This window comes from Acidovorax sp. FW305-C-20-28, from assembly GCF_058783375.1.
In genome coordinates this window covers 63,187-78,930 of sequence record NZ_JBYSYM010000013.1, presented here as the reverse complement: position 1 = coordinate 78,930, position 15,744 = coordinate 63,187, and the positions used below count along the sequence as shown (strand labels likewise).

The window sequence follows — 15,744 nt, the reverse complement described above, 5'->3', positions numbered from 1 at the left end:
CGCAGGGCGCCCCTGGTTTTCAGAAAAAGGCTTTGCACGCTGCATGCTTTGGCGATTCACGTATTTCCTGCTCTGGCAAATCGCCGGCGGCGGGCTCGGTTGGTGGCAGGGAGGGCCCTGGGGGGCGGCCCTGGGTGCGGCGATTGCGGCCTGGGCCTGGTTTGTGTGGGACCTGCTGCGTGGCGCACGCGTGCTGCGCTGGCTGCGCACGGGCGAGCTGTCGCGCGCCCCGGTGATGCGCGGCATGTGGGGCGAGGCGGCCGACCGGGCGCGGCGCCTGCTGCGCCTGCAGGCCCAGGAGGTGCAAAGCAGCCAGAACCGCCTGCAGGAGATCCTGGCGGCGTTGCAGGCCACGCCCAACGGCGTGGTGCTGCTCGACGCGCAGGGCCACATCGAGTGGTGCAACCAGATGGCGGCCAGCCAGTTCGGCTTCGACGCGCAGCGCGACGTCATGCAGTCCATCGGCAACCTGGTGCGCGACCCCGAATTCACCGCCTACTACACGGCCCAGGACTTCACGCACGATGTGGTACTGGAGGGGCGTTTCAGCACGTCTTCGCGCCCGGTGCGCATCTCGGTGCAGCTGCATCCCTACGGCGACGGGCGCACACTGCTGCTCTCGCGCGACGTGACGGCGCTGGAGCAGGCCGAGGCCATGCGCCGCGACTTCGTGGCCAACGTCTCGCACGAGATCCGCACGCCGCTCACGGTGCTCATGGGCTTTGTCGAGACGCTGCAGACCCTGCCGCTGGCGCAGGACGAGCGCGCACGCTACCTGGGCATGATGTCCCAGCAGGCGGCACGCATGCAGAGCGTGGTGCAGGACCTGCTCACGCTGTCGCGCCTGGAGGGCAGCCCGCCGCCCGGCATGGCCGAATGGACGCCGGTGCAGGGCCTGGTGCAGCGCTGCGAGGAGGAGAGCCGTGCCCTGTCGGCCCTGCTTGCGCAGACCCAGCAGCGCCCCCATACCCTGCTGTTCCCCAGCAAGGCCGAGCTGCTGGCCCAAGGCGACATTGCCGGCGTGCCGGCCGAGTTGCAGAGTGCTTTGTCCAACATCATCAACAACGCCGTGCGCTACACGCCGGCGGGCGGCACCATCACGGTCAGCTGGGTGCGCAAGGACGATGGCTCGGCCACGTTCTCGGTCCAGGACACGGGGCCTGGCATTGCGCCCGAGCACATCCCGCGGCTGACCGAGCGCTTTTACCGGGTGGACCGCAGCCGCTCGCGCGAGACCGGGGGCACGGGCCTGGGCCTGGCCATCGTCAAGCATGTGCTGCAGCGCCATGGCGCGACGCTCAACATCCAGAGCACCCTGGGCAAGGGCTCGACCTTTTGCGTGACCTTTCCGGTCAACCGGCTGCGCGTGCCAGCGCCACAGGCACTGGCAGCTTGATCGCGCGCCAGAGCATGGCCGCGAACAGGGCCGCCGTCACGGCCAGGGCGGCGGCGCTGGCCGCCCAGAAGGTGGCCGGTGTGGCCATGGCATCCCAGGGCCCCAGGCCCTGGTAGGCCAGCAGGTAGCCGCCGCCCAGGCCGGCACCCCACAGCAGGGTGCAGTAGACCACCAGCGGCGCCACCGTGATGCGGTAGCAGCGCAACACGAACACGCACAGGGTCTGCAGCGCATCGGCCACATGGTAGGCCGCCACCCAGGCCAGCAAGCCGCCCGTGACCGCCACCACCTGCGCGTTCGACGAATACAGAGCCCCCAGGTGGTTGCGCCCGAGGAACATCAGCGCCGCCAGGGCCAGGCCCATGGTGCAGGCCAGGCGCAGCCCCAGCAACCCGACCTGGCGCGCGCGCAGCGGCTCGCCGGCGCCCAGCCAGTAGCTCACACGTGCGCTGGTGGCAATGGACAGCGACAAGGGCACCATATAGAGCACCGCCGCCAGGTTGGACGCGATCTGGTGCGCGGCCGAAGCCACGGTGCCCTGGCGCGCGATGAACAAGGCCATGAGGGTGAAGGAGGTCACCTCCACCATCACCGCCAGGCCGGCCGGCACGCCCAGGCGCGCAAAGCCTGCGATGGTGGGCCAGTGCGGGCGCTCCAGCGGCTGCCAGAGGGCCAGTGGCCGGTACAGCGACTGCGTGCGCAGCAGCCACAGCGCCAGGGCGAGCATGCTGCAGTTGACCACCAGGGTGGCCCAGGCGCAGCCCACGGCGCCCTGCGCGGGCAGGCCGGCGCCGCCAAAGGTGAACCAGATGGACAGCGGCACCTTGATGAACAGCGAGCCCACCTGCAGCCAGGTCACCAGCTGGGGCCGGCCCAGGGCCTGGTTGAGCGTGCTGTAGATGCGAAACAGCAGCGCCGGCGGCAGTGCCAAGGCCAGCACGGCCAGGTAGTTCTCGACCTCGCCGCGCAGGGTGTCGGGCACCTCGGTCCAGCGCAGCAGGGCGCCGGGCGAGAGCAGCACGGCCATGCCCAGGGCGCTGGCCACGGCGCACAGGTACAGTGACTGGCGCAGTGATGCACCCATCTGTGCCTGCTGCCCGGCGCCGCGCAGTTCGGCCCAGACCGGCATCAGCGCCTGCAGCACCCCGATCAGCGCCACATAGACGCTGATGAAGATGGCCGAGCCCACCGAGAGCGCTGCCAGCGAGGCTTCGCTGTAGCGGCCCGCCACGATGGTGTCGGCCACGCCGAAGGCCATCACGGCCAGTTGCCCGGCCAGCACCGTCACGGCGTGGCGGGAAATGGTCGACAGCTCGCTCATCAGGGTTTGGCTTCGGTCTCGATGCGGCGGAACAGGACCAGGAAGTCGGTCTTGTCGGTGGGGCGTGCCACGGTGGCCACGCGCTCCCACTGCAGCGCGTCGACCGTGGATGCTGGCGCGGGCCAGGAGGCGATGTCCGAGACCAGCCACTCGCAGCCCGTCACCGTGAGGCTGGCCGGGTGCAGCGTGAGGCCGGCGTGGTACTGCAGGGCCGCCACCTGGGCACGGCTCAGGCCCACGGTCTGCACGCAGCCGGGGTTGGGTCCGACAACGGCGCTGATGGCGCGCATCTGCGGCACATAGCTGCGCGCGAAGTCCAGGAGCGGCAGCCACAGGCTCATGAGCAGCAGCCAGCTCAGGGCCGCACCGCTGGCCGGCAGCACCAGGCTCTTCCAGATCGGCGCGCGGTTGCGCGAGGCGCGCCACCACACCAGGGCGCACCAGCCCACCGAGGCGGCCAGCGCCACCACCAGGGCCAGCGCCGAGAACTGTGGCACGAAGCCCGGCGCCAGCTTGGCTACGTTGGCGGCTGGCTTGGCGGGCACGCCGGTCTGCATGGCGATCCAGATCACCCAGATGGCCAGTGCCGAGACGCTGAAGAAGAGCAGCGTGAACCAGTCGATCAGCGCGCCCATGCTGCGGCTGAGCGTGGGCAAGGCGAATGCGGCCAGCGCCGCCAGTGCGGGCAGGCCCAGCAGCAGGGCGCGGTCGGCCGGCTGCGTGGTGATGGTGGCTGCCACGGAGACGGCGGTGAACCACAGCGGCAGCAGCAGGTGGCGGTGCCACTGGCGGCTGGCGATCTGCTTGCGCCAGCGCCACAGCGTCCACAGCGCCAGGGGCCAGGCGGGCCAGCCGAACCAGACCAGCAGGCGCGCCAGGCTCGCCCATTCCTTGCCGCCGCCCTCGGTGCTGACAATGCGCCAGCGCCACAGGTCGAGCTGCCAGGCCAGTGCGGCCGCCACCACGATGACCAGCACGGTGGCCACCGCCCAGGCCTTGCACTGGCGCTCGTCCTTGCCCGGCAGGTGCAGGGCCAGCAGCACGCCGCTGGCACCCAGCAGCGCCGTGAGGGCCGGTGCTCCGGCCAGCGTGAGGCCGAACGCCCCCACGAGCATGGCCGCCCACGCCTTGCCGGCGTGGTAGGGCAGGGCTGCGAAGGCGAAAAACAGGAAGGCGGTGCAGCTCAACTGCACCAGGTAGCTCGTGACCTCGTGCGAGAGCTGGGCCAGCCCCAGGCAGGCGATCAGGGCGAGCAGGGCGCCATCGGCAATGGCGCGCGCATAGTCGAGCGGGTTGGCCTCGCCGCCAAAGGCAAAGGCCACGGGCTGGGCGCCCGGGCTGCGTGCCAGGTAGTACACGCCATACCAGGTGGCCATGAAGGTCAGCGCCAGCAGTGCGGCAAAGGGCAGGCGCACGGCCATTTCGGGCGAGAGCCAGGCCGGGGCACCCTGGATGGCGAGGGCACCGATCCAGTAGGGTAGCAGGCCCTCGGTCTCGGGCGCCATGCCGCCCAGCAGCGGATTGAGCCAACTGGTGCGCCCCTGGGCCAGCTCCAGCATGTAGCCATAGGCGGTGATGTCGGCGCTCTTCCACGGCGCGCGGCCCACGAAGCCGGGGATCACATAGGCAATGCACAGCAGCATCAGGGCCCAGCGCGGCAGCGGCCGCACGGCATTCTGGGTAACGATGGCCGGGGTGGGTGGATTCACGCGGTGGTCAGGGGCTTCAGGGAGCCGCCAAGAATAAGGGATAAGCGCACAGGTTCCGTCAGCAGGCTGTGGTGGTCAGGGTAAATCTGGTAACCCTGGTCACAGCGCATGGCGCGGGCATGAAAAAAGGCAGCTCGGTTGCCCGGGCTGCCTTTCTGTCGGCGCACTGCCTGCGAAGATTTACTTGGCAGCAGCAGTGGTCTTGCCGAAGCGGTTGCGGAACTTTTCCACGCGGCCGCCCATGTTGTCCACGGACTTTTGCGTGCCCGTGTAGAAGGGGTGCGATTCGCTGGAGGTATCGAGCTTGAACAGGGGCAGCTCACGGCCGTCGTCGGTCTTGCCGGTTTCCTTGGTGTTCACGCAGGAACGGGTCACGAACTTGAAACCGTTGGACAGGTCCACGAACAGCACTTCGCGGTAGTTGGGGTGAATGCCTTCTTTCATGATCAATCCTTGTCAAGTGCGGGAGCCGTGCAGGACCCGGTGCAACCTCTGCGCCGTGGAGCATCCAGCGTACTTTCCGCAATAAAAGCCCTCCATTATAACCTGGAGTGCAAATGAACTCAAGCCGGGCGAGGCCCCGTGTAGGCGGCGCGGGGGCGTATGAGGGCCTGGCCGTTGCGCTGCTCCAGCGCGTGGGCGATCCAGCCGAGCGAGCGGCCCAGGGCGAACAGCCCGTAGGCGCTGCCCGGCGGCAGCCCCAGGTGCCTGCGCACGGCCACCAGCGCCAGGTCGAGCGACGGGTACTGGCCCACCAGGTCCCGGGCGTCGTCGATCCAGCCGGCCCAGGCGGGTTGCGCGGGCAGGATGCGGCCGAACAGCATCCGGGCGCGCACATCGCCCTCGGGATACAGGTGGTGGCCAAAGCCGGGCAGTGCCTCGCCGCGCGCCAGGCGCTGGCGCAGGGCCTGGGCCGGCGCATGGCCCAGTTGGTCCCACAGGGCCTCCACGCGGGCCGTGGCGCCGCCGTGCAGTCCCCCGGTCAGTGCCGCCAGGCCGCCCACCACCGCCGCGCGCAGGCTGGCACCCGTGGAAGCCACGCAGCGCGCGGTAAAGCCCGAAGCATTGAGCTCATGGTCGGCGCTGAGCACCAGCGCCATGCGCACCAGGTCGGCACCCTGGTCGTCGAGTCCCCAGGCGGCCGCGCACTGCACATGCAGCGGTGCCGAGGCCGGCGCTGTGCCCAGCAAGCAGGCCGCCAGCAGGCGCACCAGGGCGCCGCAGCCCCCGGCCAGGCGTTCGGGCGAGGTCTGCCAAGGGGCGGTGGGGCCATCCTCGCTGGCCATGGTGAACAAGGGCAGCAGCGATTCTTCTGGGCGCAGGCCTGCCAGATGGGCCTGGCCCAGAGCCAGCAGCGCAGGCGAGGGCGGGGGTGGTGCGGCGAATGCGCTGGCTTCGCTGCATTGCCACAGCAGGGCCGCCACGGCCTCCACACTGCCCGAAGTGGCCAGGGTGTCGATGCGGGCACCGCGCAGGTACAGCTGCCCATCCTCGATCAGCGTGATGGCCGACTCCAGCACCGGCAGGCCCCAGCTCAGCGTGGCCTTGGCCACCTCGCGCGGCTTGCGGCCGCGCTTGCGCTGGCCGGCCAACTGCTCCACATCGGCCAGCGCGTAGCGGCTCTCGCGCGGGGTGGGGCCGGGGTGGGCATGCAGCAGGCCGCGGCTCACATAGGCATACAGCGTGGCGCGCGAGACGCCCAGGCGCTCGGCAGTCTGGGCAGCGGTGAGGTAGCTGGACATGGCGGTAGGCAAAATAATGTTGAAAATATAAATCAATATTGACAATAAATTCTGCCTCTCTATTCTGGGAAACCTCTTTCAAGGAGTTTGGCCATGGTCGAGCAGGCAGTTACCACCCCGGCAGATGCCCTGGCGCTGGCCGCCGACGCCTGGGCGGCGCTGCAGGGGGATGCATCGGCGTGCCGCCATCTGTCCATGGCCGGCCATGGCGACCTGCCCTCGGTCTTCCCGGTCACGGACCTGGCAGCCGCCTCGGTCAGCGTGGCGGGCCTGTCGGTGGCCGGGCTCATCGCGCAGGCAGCGGGCACCTGGCCCGCCGTGCAGGTGGACCGGCGCCTCGCTTCTTTCTGGTTCGGCATGTCGCTGCGCCCCGAGGGCTGGTCCCTGCCGCCGGTGTGGGATGCCGTGGCGGGCGACTACCGCGCGGTCGATGGCTGGGTGCGCCTGCACACCAATGCGCCGCACCACCGCGAGGCGGCCCTGGCGGTGCTGGGTGTGGCGGCCGACCGGGAGGCCGTGGCGCGCGCCGTGGCCCGCTGGAATGCCGATGCGCTGGAGTCGGCCGTGGTGGAGCGGGGTGGCTGCGCCGCCGCCATGCGCAGCATCAAGGGCTGGGCGCACCATGCGCAGGGCCTGGCCGTGCGGGCCGAGCCCCTGGTGCATTGGGAGGCCTTTGCGCCGGCGATGCCGCTGCCCGGCTGGCGCACCGATCCCGCGCGGCCCCTGCGCGGTGTGCGCGTGCTGGACCTCACGCGCATCCTCGCCGGCCCCACGGCCACCCGTTTTCTTGCAGGCTTTGGCGCCGAGGTGCTGCGCATCGACCCGCCCGGCTGGGACGAGCCCGTCACCGTGCCCGAGGTCGTGCTGGGCAAGCGCTGCGCGCGGCTCGACCTGCGCCAGCGTGAGGGGCGCCAGGTGTTCGAGGCGCTGCTGGGCCAAGCCGATGTGCTGGTGCACGGCCTGCGGCCCGGCGCGCTCGACGCCCTGGGGCTGGGGGCCGAGCGGCGGCGCGCCCTCCACCCGGGCCTGGTGGACGTGTCGCTCAATGCCTATGGCTGGAGTGGCCCCTGGCAGCACCGGCGCGGCTTCGACAGCCTGGTGCAGATGAGTTCCGGTATCGTCGATGCCGGCATGCGCGAAGGCGGCCATGACCGGCCCATGCCCCTGCCCGTGCAGGCCATCGACCATGCCACGGGCTACCTGATGGCGGCGGCCGTGGTGCAGGGCCTGGCGCGCCGCCGGGCCATGGGCGCGGGCTGCGCGGCCCGGCTGTCCCTGGCGCGCACGGCGCACTGGCTGATGTCTGCCGCGCGCCACCCGGCGCAGCCTCTGGCGCCCGAGCAAACAAGCGATGTGGGCGACGCGCTGGAGGCCACCGCCTGGGGCCCGGCCCGGCGGGTGCGTGCACCACTCGTGGTGCAGGGCGCCCCCCTGCATTGGGCGCGGCCGGCGCTGGCGCTGGGCTCTGCGCAGCCGCATTGGTAGACAGGGCCGGATGCGGCAACGCCCCGCAGGCCGTGCGGCCTGCGGGGCGTTGTGCTGTGGTGCCGGGCCTGCCTCAGCCGCCGCGGCGCATCATGTCGAAGAAGTCCACGTTCGTTTTCGTGGCCTTCATGTTCTTGATCATGAGTTCCATGGACTCGATCTCGTCCATGTTGTACATGAACTGGCGCAGGATGCGCGTCTTCTGCAGGATCTCGGGCACCAGCAGCAGCTCTTCGCGGCGCGTGCCGCTCTTGTTGAGCTCGATGGCGGGGAACACGCGCTTTTCGTACAGGCGGCGGTTCAGGTGGATTTCGCAGTTGCCCGTGCCCTTGAATTCTTCAAAGATCACTTCGTCCATGCGGCTGCCGGTGTCGACCAGGGCCGTGGCGATGATGGTCAGCGAGCCGCCTTCCTCGACCTTGCGGGCGGCGCCGAAGAAGCGCTTGGGGCGCTGCAGTGCGGCCGCGTCCACGCCGCCGGACAGCACCTTGCCGCTGGAGGGCACGACGTTGTTGTAGGCGCGGGCCAGGCGGGTGATGGAGTCCAGCAGGATCACCACGTCCTTCTTGAGTTCGACCAGGCGCTTGGCGCGCTCGATCACCATCTCGGCCACGTGCACGTGGCGGGCCGCGGGCTCGTCGAAGGTGGAGGCGATGATCTCGCCCTTGACCGTGCGCTGCATTTCGGTCACTTCTTCAGGGCGCTCGTCCACCAGCAGCACCATCAGGTGCACGTCGGGGTTGTTGGCCGTGATGGCGTGGGCGATGTGCTGCATCATCACCGTCTTGCCGCTCTTGGGCGGGGCCACGATCAGGGCGCGCTGGCCGCGGCCGATGGGCGCGATGATGTCGATGATGCGGCCGGTGATGTTCTCGTCGCTCTTGACGTCGCGCTCCAGGCGCATCTGCTCCTTGGGGAACAGCGGCGTCAGGTTTTCGAACATCACCTTGTGCTTGTTCTGCTCCGGCGGGCCGTCGTTGACCTTGTCGAGCTTGGTCAGGGCAAAGTAGCGCTCGCCGTCCTTGGGGGTGCGCACTTCGCCTTCGATCATGTCGCCGGTGTGCAGGTTGAAGCGGCGCACCTGGCTGGGGGAGATGTAGATGTCGTCCGTGCTCGCGGTGAAGCTCGTGTCCGGGCTGCGCAGAAAGCCGAAGCCATCGGGAAGGATTTCCAGCACCCCGTCCGCAAACACCTGCTCGCCTGCCTTGGCGCGCTTCTTGATGATGGCAAACATCAGCTCCTGTTTGCGCATCCGGCCCGTGTTTTCGATTTCGAGTTCTTCGGCCTGCTTCAGGACTTCAGACACGTGCAGTGCCTTGAGTTCGTTTAAGTGCATGGAATGACTCCTTGGCGGAGTAGGTAGGTGTCTCGGGGGAGTGGGGCTGTTCGCCGGTGGTCTGCTGATGGCAGTCACGGCGCGCCTGAGGATCTCTCGAACCGGCTGCCAATGCGTGCAAGCCGGTGATCTGCTGGAATTATGACAGGAAAAAATCCGGGAAGGCCGGGCCGCTGCCTGCGGGCATGTGAAGAGATGCAAGCAGCGGTGCAATGCGGGGCAGCAGTACCCCGGCCTGGGGCGCTGCTGCCATGCTGGCGTCAGGCCAGTTGCTGGTCGACGAAGGCCGTCAGCTGTTCCTTGCGCATGGAACCGATCTTGGTGGCAGCCAGCTGCCCATCCTTGAAGAACATCAGCGTGGGGATGCCGCGGATGCCGAACTTGGCGGGGGTCTCGCGGTTTTCGTCGATGTTCAGCTTGGCGACCTGCAGCTTGCCTTCATAGGTCTTGGCGAGGTCGTCGAGGTGGGGGGCGATGTCCTTGCAGGGGCCGCACCACTCGGCCCAGTAGTCCACCAGCACGGGGGTGGTGGACTGCAGTACGTCGGCTTCAAAGCTGGCGTCGGTGAGGTGCTTGATGAGTTCGCTGGCCATGGCGTATTCCTTGTATCTGGGCGGGTTGGGACCGGGGTACGTATAAAGTTGGGTCATTGTGACAGAAACCAATCCCACGTTCACCGGTGTGGCCGGGCCCTCCGATGCTATGACTGTCATAGCTAAAACCGATCAGGCAGCGCCTTGCTGGGCCCGGGTGCTGGGTGCGGTGGCGCGGCACCTGGCGGCTTGCGGCGCGCACCCGGCGCGCACCGTGGTGCTGGTGCCCTATGCGCAGCTCATGCCCTGGGGCCAGCAGCTGTGGGCGCGCCAGCAGCCGGACAGCTTCGTTCCCCGCTTCGAGACCACGCGCAACTGGGCCCACCAGCTGGCGGTCTTTGTGCCTGAAGGCCGCGACCTGGCGGGCGATGTGGCGCGCGACACGCTGACCGCGCGCACCCTGCTCGACCAGGCGGGCCTGTCGGCGCAGCGCGAGGTGCTGGCCACACCGCTGCAGGAGGCGGCGGCCCAGCTGGCCCTGGCCGTGGCGGCTGTGCCCCCCGCACAGCGCGATGCCTGGGGCCTGCAGGCGCGCAGCCTGCTGCCGGTGGCGGACGAGGGCAGCGCCCTGCGCTTCGAAGCCGTGGTGGCGCGCATTGCGCTCGAATGGGCGCTGGCCTCGCGCTACGCGACCGATGTGCTGTTCGAGCCCGGCGTGTGCGCCGCCACCGATGCCCTGGTGGTGCTCGAAGGCTTCCAGGCCGAACCCCTGGCCGCTGCGCTGCTGGCCCAATGGGGCGAGCGCGCCCTGGTGCTGCCGCTCTATGCGCCCGGCGAGGACGGTGGTGCGCAGGGCCGGATCGCCCTGCATGCGGCCAGCGACGCCGAGGACGAGGCGCAGCGCGCCGCCGCCTGCGTGCTGGCCCACCTGGCGGCGGGCCGCACACCCGTGGTGCTGGCCGCCACCGACCGGGCCCTGACCCGCCGCGTGCGGGCCCACCTGGGCAGCAGCGGCGTGGATGTGCGCGACGAAAGCGGCTGGACCCTGTCGACCACGCGCGCGGCCGCCCAGGTCATGGCTGGACTCAAGGCCTGCGCCTGGGACGCCGACGCGGACGCCGTGCTCGCCTGGCTCAAGCAGGTGCCGGCCTGGCCGGCGGACACGCTCAACCGGCTGGAGAAGGCGCTGCGCAAGGGCTCGCTCGCGCGCTGGGATGCGGCGGCCGGGCGCGACTGGAGCGCACACCTGGCGCTGGCCGATGCCGTGGCGCAGACCGAGGCCTGGCGCGCCGGCCTGCGCGCAGCGCGCCCGCTGGCGCAGTGGCTGGCGGCCCTGCGCGGGCTGCTGGAGGCCACGGGCCAATGGGCCGAGCTCGAGGCCGACGAAGCGGGCGAGCGCGTGCTGGCCTTGCTGCGCCTGCCCGAGGGTCTGCAGGCCGGGCTCGAAGTCTGGGAGGGCGCGGGCCGGCGCATGGCGCTGGCCGAGTTCACGCGCTGGGTCGACGAGGTGCTGGAGGCCGCGCGTTTCGTGCCCCCGCCGCCACCCGGCGCGCCGGTCGTGATCCTGCCGCTGCCGCAACTGCTGGCGCGGACCTTTGCCGCGCTGGTGCTGCCGGGCTGCGACGAAAAGCGCCTGCAGCCCGCGCCCGAGCCGCCCGGAGAATGGACGCAGGCCCAGCGCGAGGCCTTTGGCCTGCCCACGCGCGAATCGCTGGAGGCTGCGCAGCGCCTGGCCTGGCGCAGCGCGCTGCAGACCCCCGTGGTGGATGTGCTGTGGCGCACGGGCGATGAGGGCGGCGAGCCGCTGCTGGCCAGCGCCCTGGTGCTGGCGCTGCACCTGGATGGCACGGCGCGTGCGGGCGAAGACCTGCGCCTGGCGCGCAGCGTGGCCAGTGCGCCCACGGCCCGGCCGCAGCCCAGCGGCCAGGCCTTGCCGCTGCACCAGCTGTCGTCCACCGCGTACTCGGACCTGCGCCACTGCCCCTACCGCTTCTTCGCACTGCGCCAGTTGGGCCTGCAGGAGGCCGAGGAGCTGGGCGGCGAGGTCGACAAGCGCGATTTCGGCAACTGGCTGCACGAGGTGCTGCAGCATTTCCATGAAGGCCTGCTGGCGTCGCCGCTCGATGCGGGGCCCGCGCGCGCGCGCAGGCTCGACGAATCGGCCCAGGCCGTGACCGTGCGCCAGGGCCTGCAAGGCGGCGATTTCCTGCCGTTCGCCGCGGGCTGGCCGCAGGTGCGCGATGGCTACCTGCGCTGGCTGGCACAGCACGAACAGGCGGGCGCCGCCTTCCGCCAGGCCGAACTTCGGGCCACGCAGCCTCTGGGGGCGCTGGAGCTGATCGGCACCATCGACCGTCTCGATGCGGTCTCGGGCATCGGCGAAGTGCAGACCCTGGTGATCGACTACAAGACCGAGAGCGATGCTGTCACGCGCCAGCGCATCGGTGCGGGCAGCGAAGACACGCAATTGGCCTTCTACGCCGCGCTGCTGAGCCACGACACGCTGCGCGCCGCCTATGTGAACGTGGGTGAGCGTGGCGAGACGCAGATGCACGAACAGGAAGACGTGGTGGCGCTGCGCGACCTGCTGGTCGAGGGCATACAGCACGACTTCGAACGCATTGCGGCCGGCGACCCGATGCCTGCGCTGGGCGAGGGCATGGTCTGCGACTACTGCGCGGCGCGCGGCCTGTGCCGCAAGGACTTCTGGGCATGAACAAGGCCGCTTACGAACACAATGGACAGCCCATCTCGCGCGAGGGCTTCTACGCCATTGCCTGCGACCCGCAGCGCAGCGTGGCGGTCGAGGCCTGCGCGGGCGCGGGCAAGACCTGGATGCTGGTCTCGCGCATGCTGCGTGCCCTGCTCGACGGCGCCGCGCCGCACGAGATCCTGGCCATCACCTTCACCAAGAAGGCGGCCGGCGAAATGCGCCAGCGCCTGCAGGAATGGCTGGAGCAGTTCGCCGATGCCCCCCTGGACCAGCTCACGGGCGAGTTGGTGGCCCGCGGCATGGCACCCGAGCGCGCGCTGGAGCAGCGCGAGGCCCTGCGCGGCCTGTACCGCCGGATGCTGGAGAGCGGCCGGCCCGTGCAGATCCGCACCTTCCACAGCTGGTTTGCCGCGCTGCTGGGCACGGCGCCGCTGGCGCTGCTGCAGGCCCAGGGCCTGCCCGCCAACTTCGACCTGCTGGAGGACGATGCCGAGGCCGTGGGCGAAGTCTGGCCGCCGTTTCTGCAGGCGGTGGACGGCCACGCCGGCCTGCGCGCCGACTACGAGGCCGCGGTGTTCCGCCACGGCCGCTCGCAGACGCACAAGGCGCTGGCGGCGGCGCTGGCCAAGCGCGTGGAGTTCGACCTGGCGGACGAGGCTGGCGTGGTCGATGCCTCGGTGCCGCCATTTTCCGAGCACTGCCCCGAACTGGCGGGGCTGGACAGCCCTGCCGATGCATTGCGCGGCGACCTGGTGCGCCGCCGCTGGCTCGACCGCGCCCAGGCCCTGGGCGCCGAGTCCGCCAAGACGCCCCAGAAGGCGGCCGATGCCATCGTCGACGCCTTTGCCTGCGAGGACCTGGACCTGCGCCTGGACCTGCTGCGCAAGGCCCTGTTCGTCGCCAAGGAGGACCGGCTGTCGAAGAACCTGGAGAAGTTCGCCGCCGCGCAGGAGGCCGAGCCCGAGCTGCAGCGCCTGCTGCTGGCGCGCCGCCAGCACGATGCCTGGCAGCACCAGCAGCGCATGGCGCGCCTGGCGCGCTGCCTGATCGCCGAGTTCGCTGCCGTGAAGCACCAGCGCGGCTGGGTGGACATGAACGACGTGGAGCGCACGGCCCTGGTCATGCTGGCCGACCCGGTGCTCAGCGGCTGGGTGCAGGAGCGGCTGGACGCGCGCGTGCGCCACTTGCTGGTCGACGAGTTTCAGGACACCAACCCCCTGCAATGGCAGGCCCTGCACGCCTGGCTGTCGGGCTACGTGGGCTCGGGTGGCGGTTCCACGGCGCCCAGCGTGTTCGTCGTGGGCGACCCCAAGCAGAGCATCTACCGCTTTCGCCGGGCCGAGCCGCAGGTCTTCATTGCGGCACAGGCCTTCGTGCGCAACGGCTTGGCGGGCGACCTGCTCAGCTGTGACCACACGCGCCGCAATGCCACGGGCGTGATCGCCGCCGTGAACGATGCCCTGGGCAATGCCCAGGCGCAGGGCGAGACCAGCGGCTTTCGCGACCACACCACCGAGTCGCGCGACCCCGGTGAGCTGCTGCGCCTGCCCGCCATCGGCCCGCTGGAAGAAGAAGGCAATGCGAGCCGTCGCGGCCTGGTGGCCTGGCGCGACAGCCTGACCGAGCCGCGCCACGAGGCCGAGGAAACGCAGCGCATGCGCGAATGCGAGCAGGCTGCGCGCTGGGTGGCGCAGCAGATCGCGCAGGGCATCCCCCCGAAGGAGGTGCTGGTGCTGGCGCGCAAGCGCGACCGCCTGGCCTCCATGCAGGATGCGCTGCGCGCCCTGCACCTGCCCTGCGTGCAGCCCGAGAAGGCCGACCTGTTCGACGCCCCCGAGGTACAGGACATGGTGGCCTTGCTCGATGCCCTGGTCTCCACCGGGCACGACCTGTCGCTGGCACGCGCCCTGCGGTCACCGCTGTTCGGCCTGGGGGACGATGCGCTCGTGGCCCTGGCCTTGCTGCGCCGCCAGCCCGAGCATGCCGGGTGCAGCTGGTACGAACTGCTGCAGCGCCCCGCACTGGTGGACGCCACGCCAGCCGGCCCTGCCGGCCCCGTGCTCGCGCAGTACAAGGCCTGGGTGGATGCGCTGCCGCCGCACGATGCCCTGCATGCCATCTATGCCCATGGCGATGTGCTGGCCCGCTTTGCCGCAGCGGCACCGGCCACCCAGCGCGCGGCCGTGCAGGCCAACCTGCGCGCGCTGCTGGCGTCGGCGCTGCAGCACGACGGCGGGCGCTACCTCACGCCCTATGCCTTTGTGCGGGCCATGAAGAAGGGCGGGGTGCGCGCGCCCGGCCGCGTGGACGCGCAGGCCATCCGCCTGCTCACGGTGCACGGCGCCAAGGGCCTGGAGGCCGAGTGCGTGCTGCTGCTCGACACCGACACCCGCCCCCAGAAGGCCGAGACCATGGGCGTGCTGGTGGACTGGCCGGGCGAGCAGGCCGTGCCCGCGGGCTTTGTCTTCCTGGCCAGTGAATCGAATCCGCCACCCAGCGCCGTCGATGCCCTGGCCGTGGAGCAGCAGGCGCGCCAGCGTGAAGAGCTCAACATGCTCTACGTGGCCATGACGCGGGCCAAGCACTGCCTGGCCCTGTCGTCCGTGCAGCCCACCAGCTCCGCCCCTGGCAGCTGGTGGAACCGCCTGGCCAGCCTGGTGCACGAGGTCGTGGTGCCGGGGGAGGGGGGCGCTGGGGCCCTGGCGGGTGAAGCCGGCGAGGCCCAGGCCTTTGCCGTGGCCGGCTTGCCCGTGCTGCCCCCCGAACTGGGCCGGGGGCGCAAGGGCGGGTTGGGCGCGGGCCTGGTCGAGGGGTTCGCGGCGGTGGGCCGTGCCGATGGCCAGGCCGAGCGGCAGGCGAGCGAATCGACCCCGGAGTCCCGCCTGGGCGAGGCCATGCACCAGCTGCTGGAGCAGGCCGGCGTGGCGGGCATGGCGCTGGCCGATCTGCGCCACCATGGCTGGCCACCCGCGCGCCTGGCCCGCCTGGCGCTGGACCACGAGATCAGCGCCGCGGCCGCTGCGCGCGCGGCGCAACTGGCCCAGCGCATCCTGGCCGGCGAGGGCTCCTGGGCCTGGGACCCGGCGGAGATGGACAGCGCCATGAACGAGGCGCCCCTGAACCACCGGGGCCAGAGCCTGCGGCTCGACCGGCTGGTGCACCGGCCGGCCGTGGCAGGCGGCGCGGGCCCCGCGCCGGGCTGGTGGGTGTTGGACTACAAGAGCGCTGCCCGGCCCGAGCGCCAGCCCGGCCTGATGGCGCAGCTGCAGCGCTACCGCGAGGCGGTGCGCGCGCTGATGCCCGGTGAGCCCGTGCATGCGGCCTTCCTGACCGGGGATGGGCGCATGGTCGTGGTGCCTGCGGATCCCGGTGCCGGTGGCGGGGCGGACGCCATGGGGCATACTCTCGCCCCCGCCGCACCTCCAGCGCCTGCGGCGGCCAAGCACCGCCGCGCGCTTCCGGCTGCGGACGACTCCCCCCAGGGGTCGCTGTTCTGACCCTTGCCGTTG

The 15,744-nt window shown here is 70.8% G+C and carries 10 protein-coding genes; 4 read left to right on the top strand and 6 right to left on the bottom strand.

Translation table 11 applies throughout. The annotated features are described in order from the left end of the window. Positions 1–43 precede the first annotated feature (43 nt). Positions 44–1,396, top strand: a complete 1,353-nt coding sequence (gene phoR, locus AC3WOH_RS16305) for a phosphate regulon sensor histidine kinase PhoR (RefSeq protein WP_492230348.1) — start codon at positions 44–46, stop codon at positions 1,394–1,396. Here phoR and AC3WOH_RS16300 read toward each other — a convergent pair. From AC3WOH_RS16300 to AC3WOH_RS16285, 4 genes are all read right to left on the bottom strand, one after another. Then, positions 1,353–2,717: an MATE family efflux transporter gene (locus AC3WOH_RS16300; RefSeq protein WP_492230346.1), complete on the bottom strand. Its 1,365-nt coding sequence runs from the start codon at positions 2,715–2,717 to the stop codon at positions 1,353–1,355. The two genes, phoR and AC3WOH_RS16300, sit on opposite strands and share 44 nt — an antisense overlap. Continuing rightward, positions 2,717–4,426, bottom strand: coding sequence for a hypothetical protein (locus AC3WOH_RS16295; RefSeq protein ID WP_492230344.1), 1,710 nt, complete (start codon positions 4,424–4,426; stop codon positions 2,717–2,719). Before AC3WOH_RS16295 ends, AC3WOH_RS16300 begins: the two co-directional genes overlap by 1 nt. A gap of 180 nt (positions 4,427–4,606) precedes the next feature. Beyond that, positions 4,607–4,870, bottom strand: a complete 264-nt coding sequence (locus AC3WOH_RS16290) for a type B 50S ribosomal protein L31 (protein ID WP_492230342.1) — start codon at positions 4,868–4,870, stop codon at positions 4,607–4,609. 119 nt (positions 4,871–4,989) lie between these two features. Continuing rightward, a complete protein-coding gene (locus tag AC3WOH_RS16285; protein WP_492230341.1) occupies positions 4,990–6,168 on the bottom strand; it encodes a citrate/2-methylcitrate synthase in 1,179 nt (392 codons plus the stop codon). Between the two features lie 93 nt (positions 6,169–6,261). On the opposite strand from AC3WOH_RS16285, the gene AC3WOH_RS16280 reads away from it, so the two are divergent. Next, a complete protein-coding gene (locus AC3WOH_RS16280) occupies positions 6,262–7,653 on the top strand; it encodes a CoA transferase (protein WP_492230339.1) in 1,392 nt (463 codons plus the stop codon). Positions 7,654–7,726: 73 nt separating this feature from the next. Here the strand turns inward: AC3WOH_RS16280 and rho are convergent, their stop codons facing one another. Further along, positions 7,727–8,989: a transcription termination factor Rho gene (gene rho, locus AC3WOH_RS16275; protein WP_184862382.1), complete on the bottom strand. Its 1,263-nt coding sequence runs from the start codon at positions 8,987–8,989 to the stop codon at positions 7,727–7,729. Between the two features lie 260 nt (positions 8,990–9,249). Beyond that, entirely contained in the window at positions 9,250–9,582 is a 333-nt protein-coding gene (trxA, locus tag AC3WOH_RS16270) for a thioredoxin TrxA (RefSeq protein ID WP_184862384.1), read from the bottom strand. 109 nt (positions 9,583–9,691) lie between these two features. Here trxA and AC3WOH_RS16265 point away from each other — a divergent pair, with 109 nt between their 5' ends. Together AC3WOH_RS16265 and AC3WOH_RS16260 are read left to right on the top strand one after the other, a co-directional pair. After that, positions 9,692–12,238, top strand: a complete 2,547-nt coding sequence (locus tag AC3WOH_RS16265; RefSeq protein WP_492230337.1) for a PD-(D/E)XK nuclease family protein — start codon at positions 9,692–9,694, stop codon at positions 12,236–12,238. Further along, entirely contained in the window at positions 12,235–15,732 is a 3,498-nt protein-coding gene (locus AC3WOH_RS16260) for a UvrD-helicase domain-containing protein (RefSeq protein WP_492230336.1), read from the top strand. The genes AC3WOH_RS16265 and AC3WOH_RS16260 overlap by 4 nt, the downstream gene beginning before the upstream one ends. The last annotated feature ends 12 nt before the right edge of the window (positions 15,733–15,744 follow it).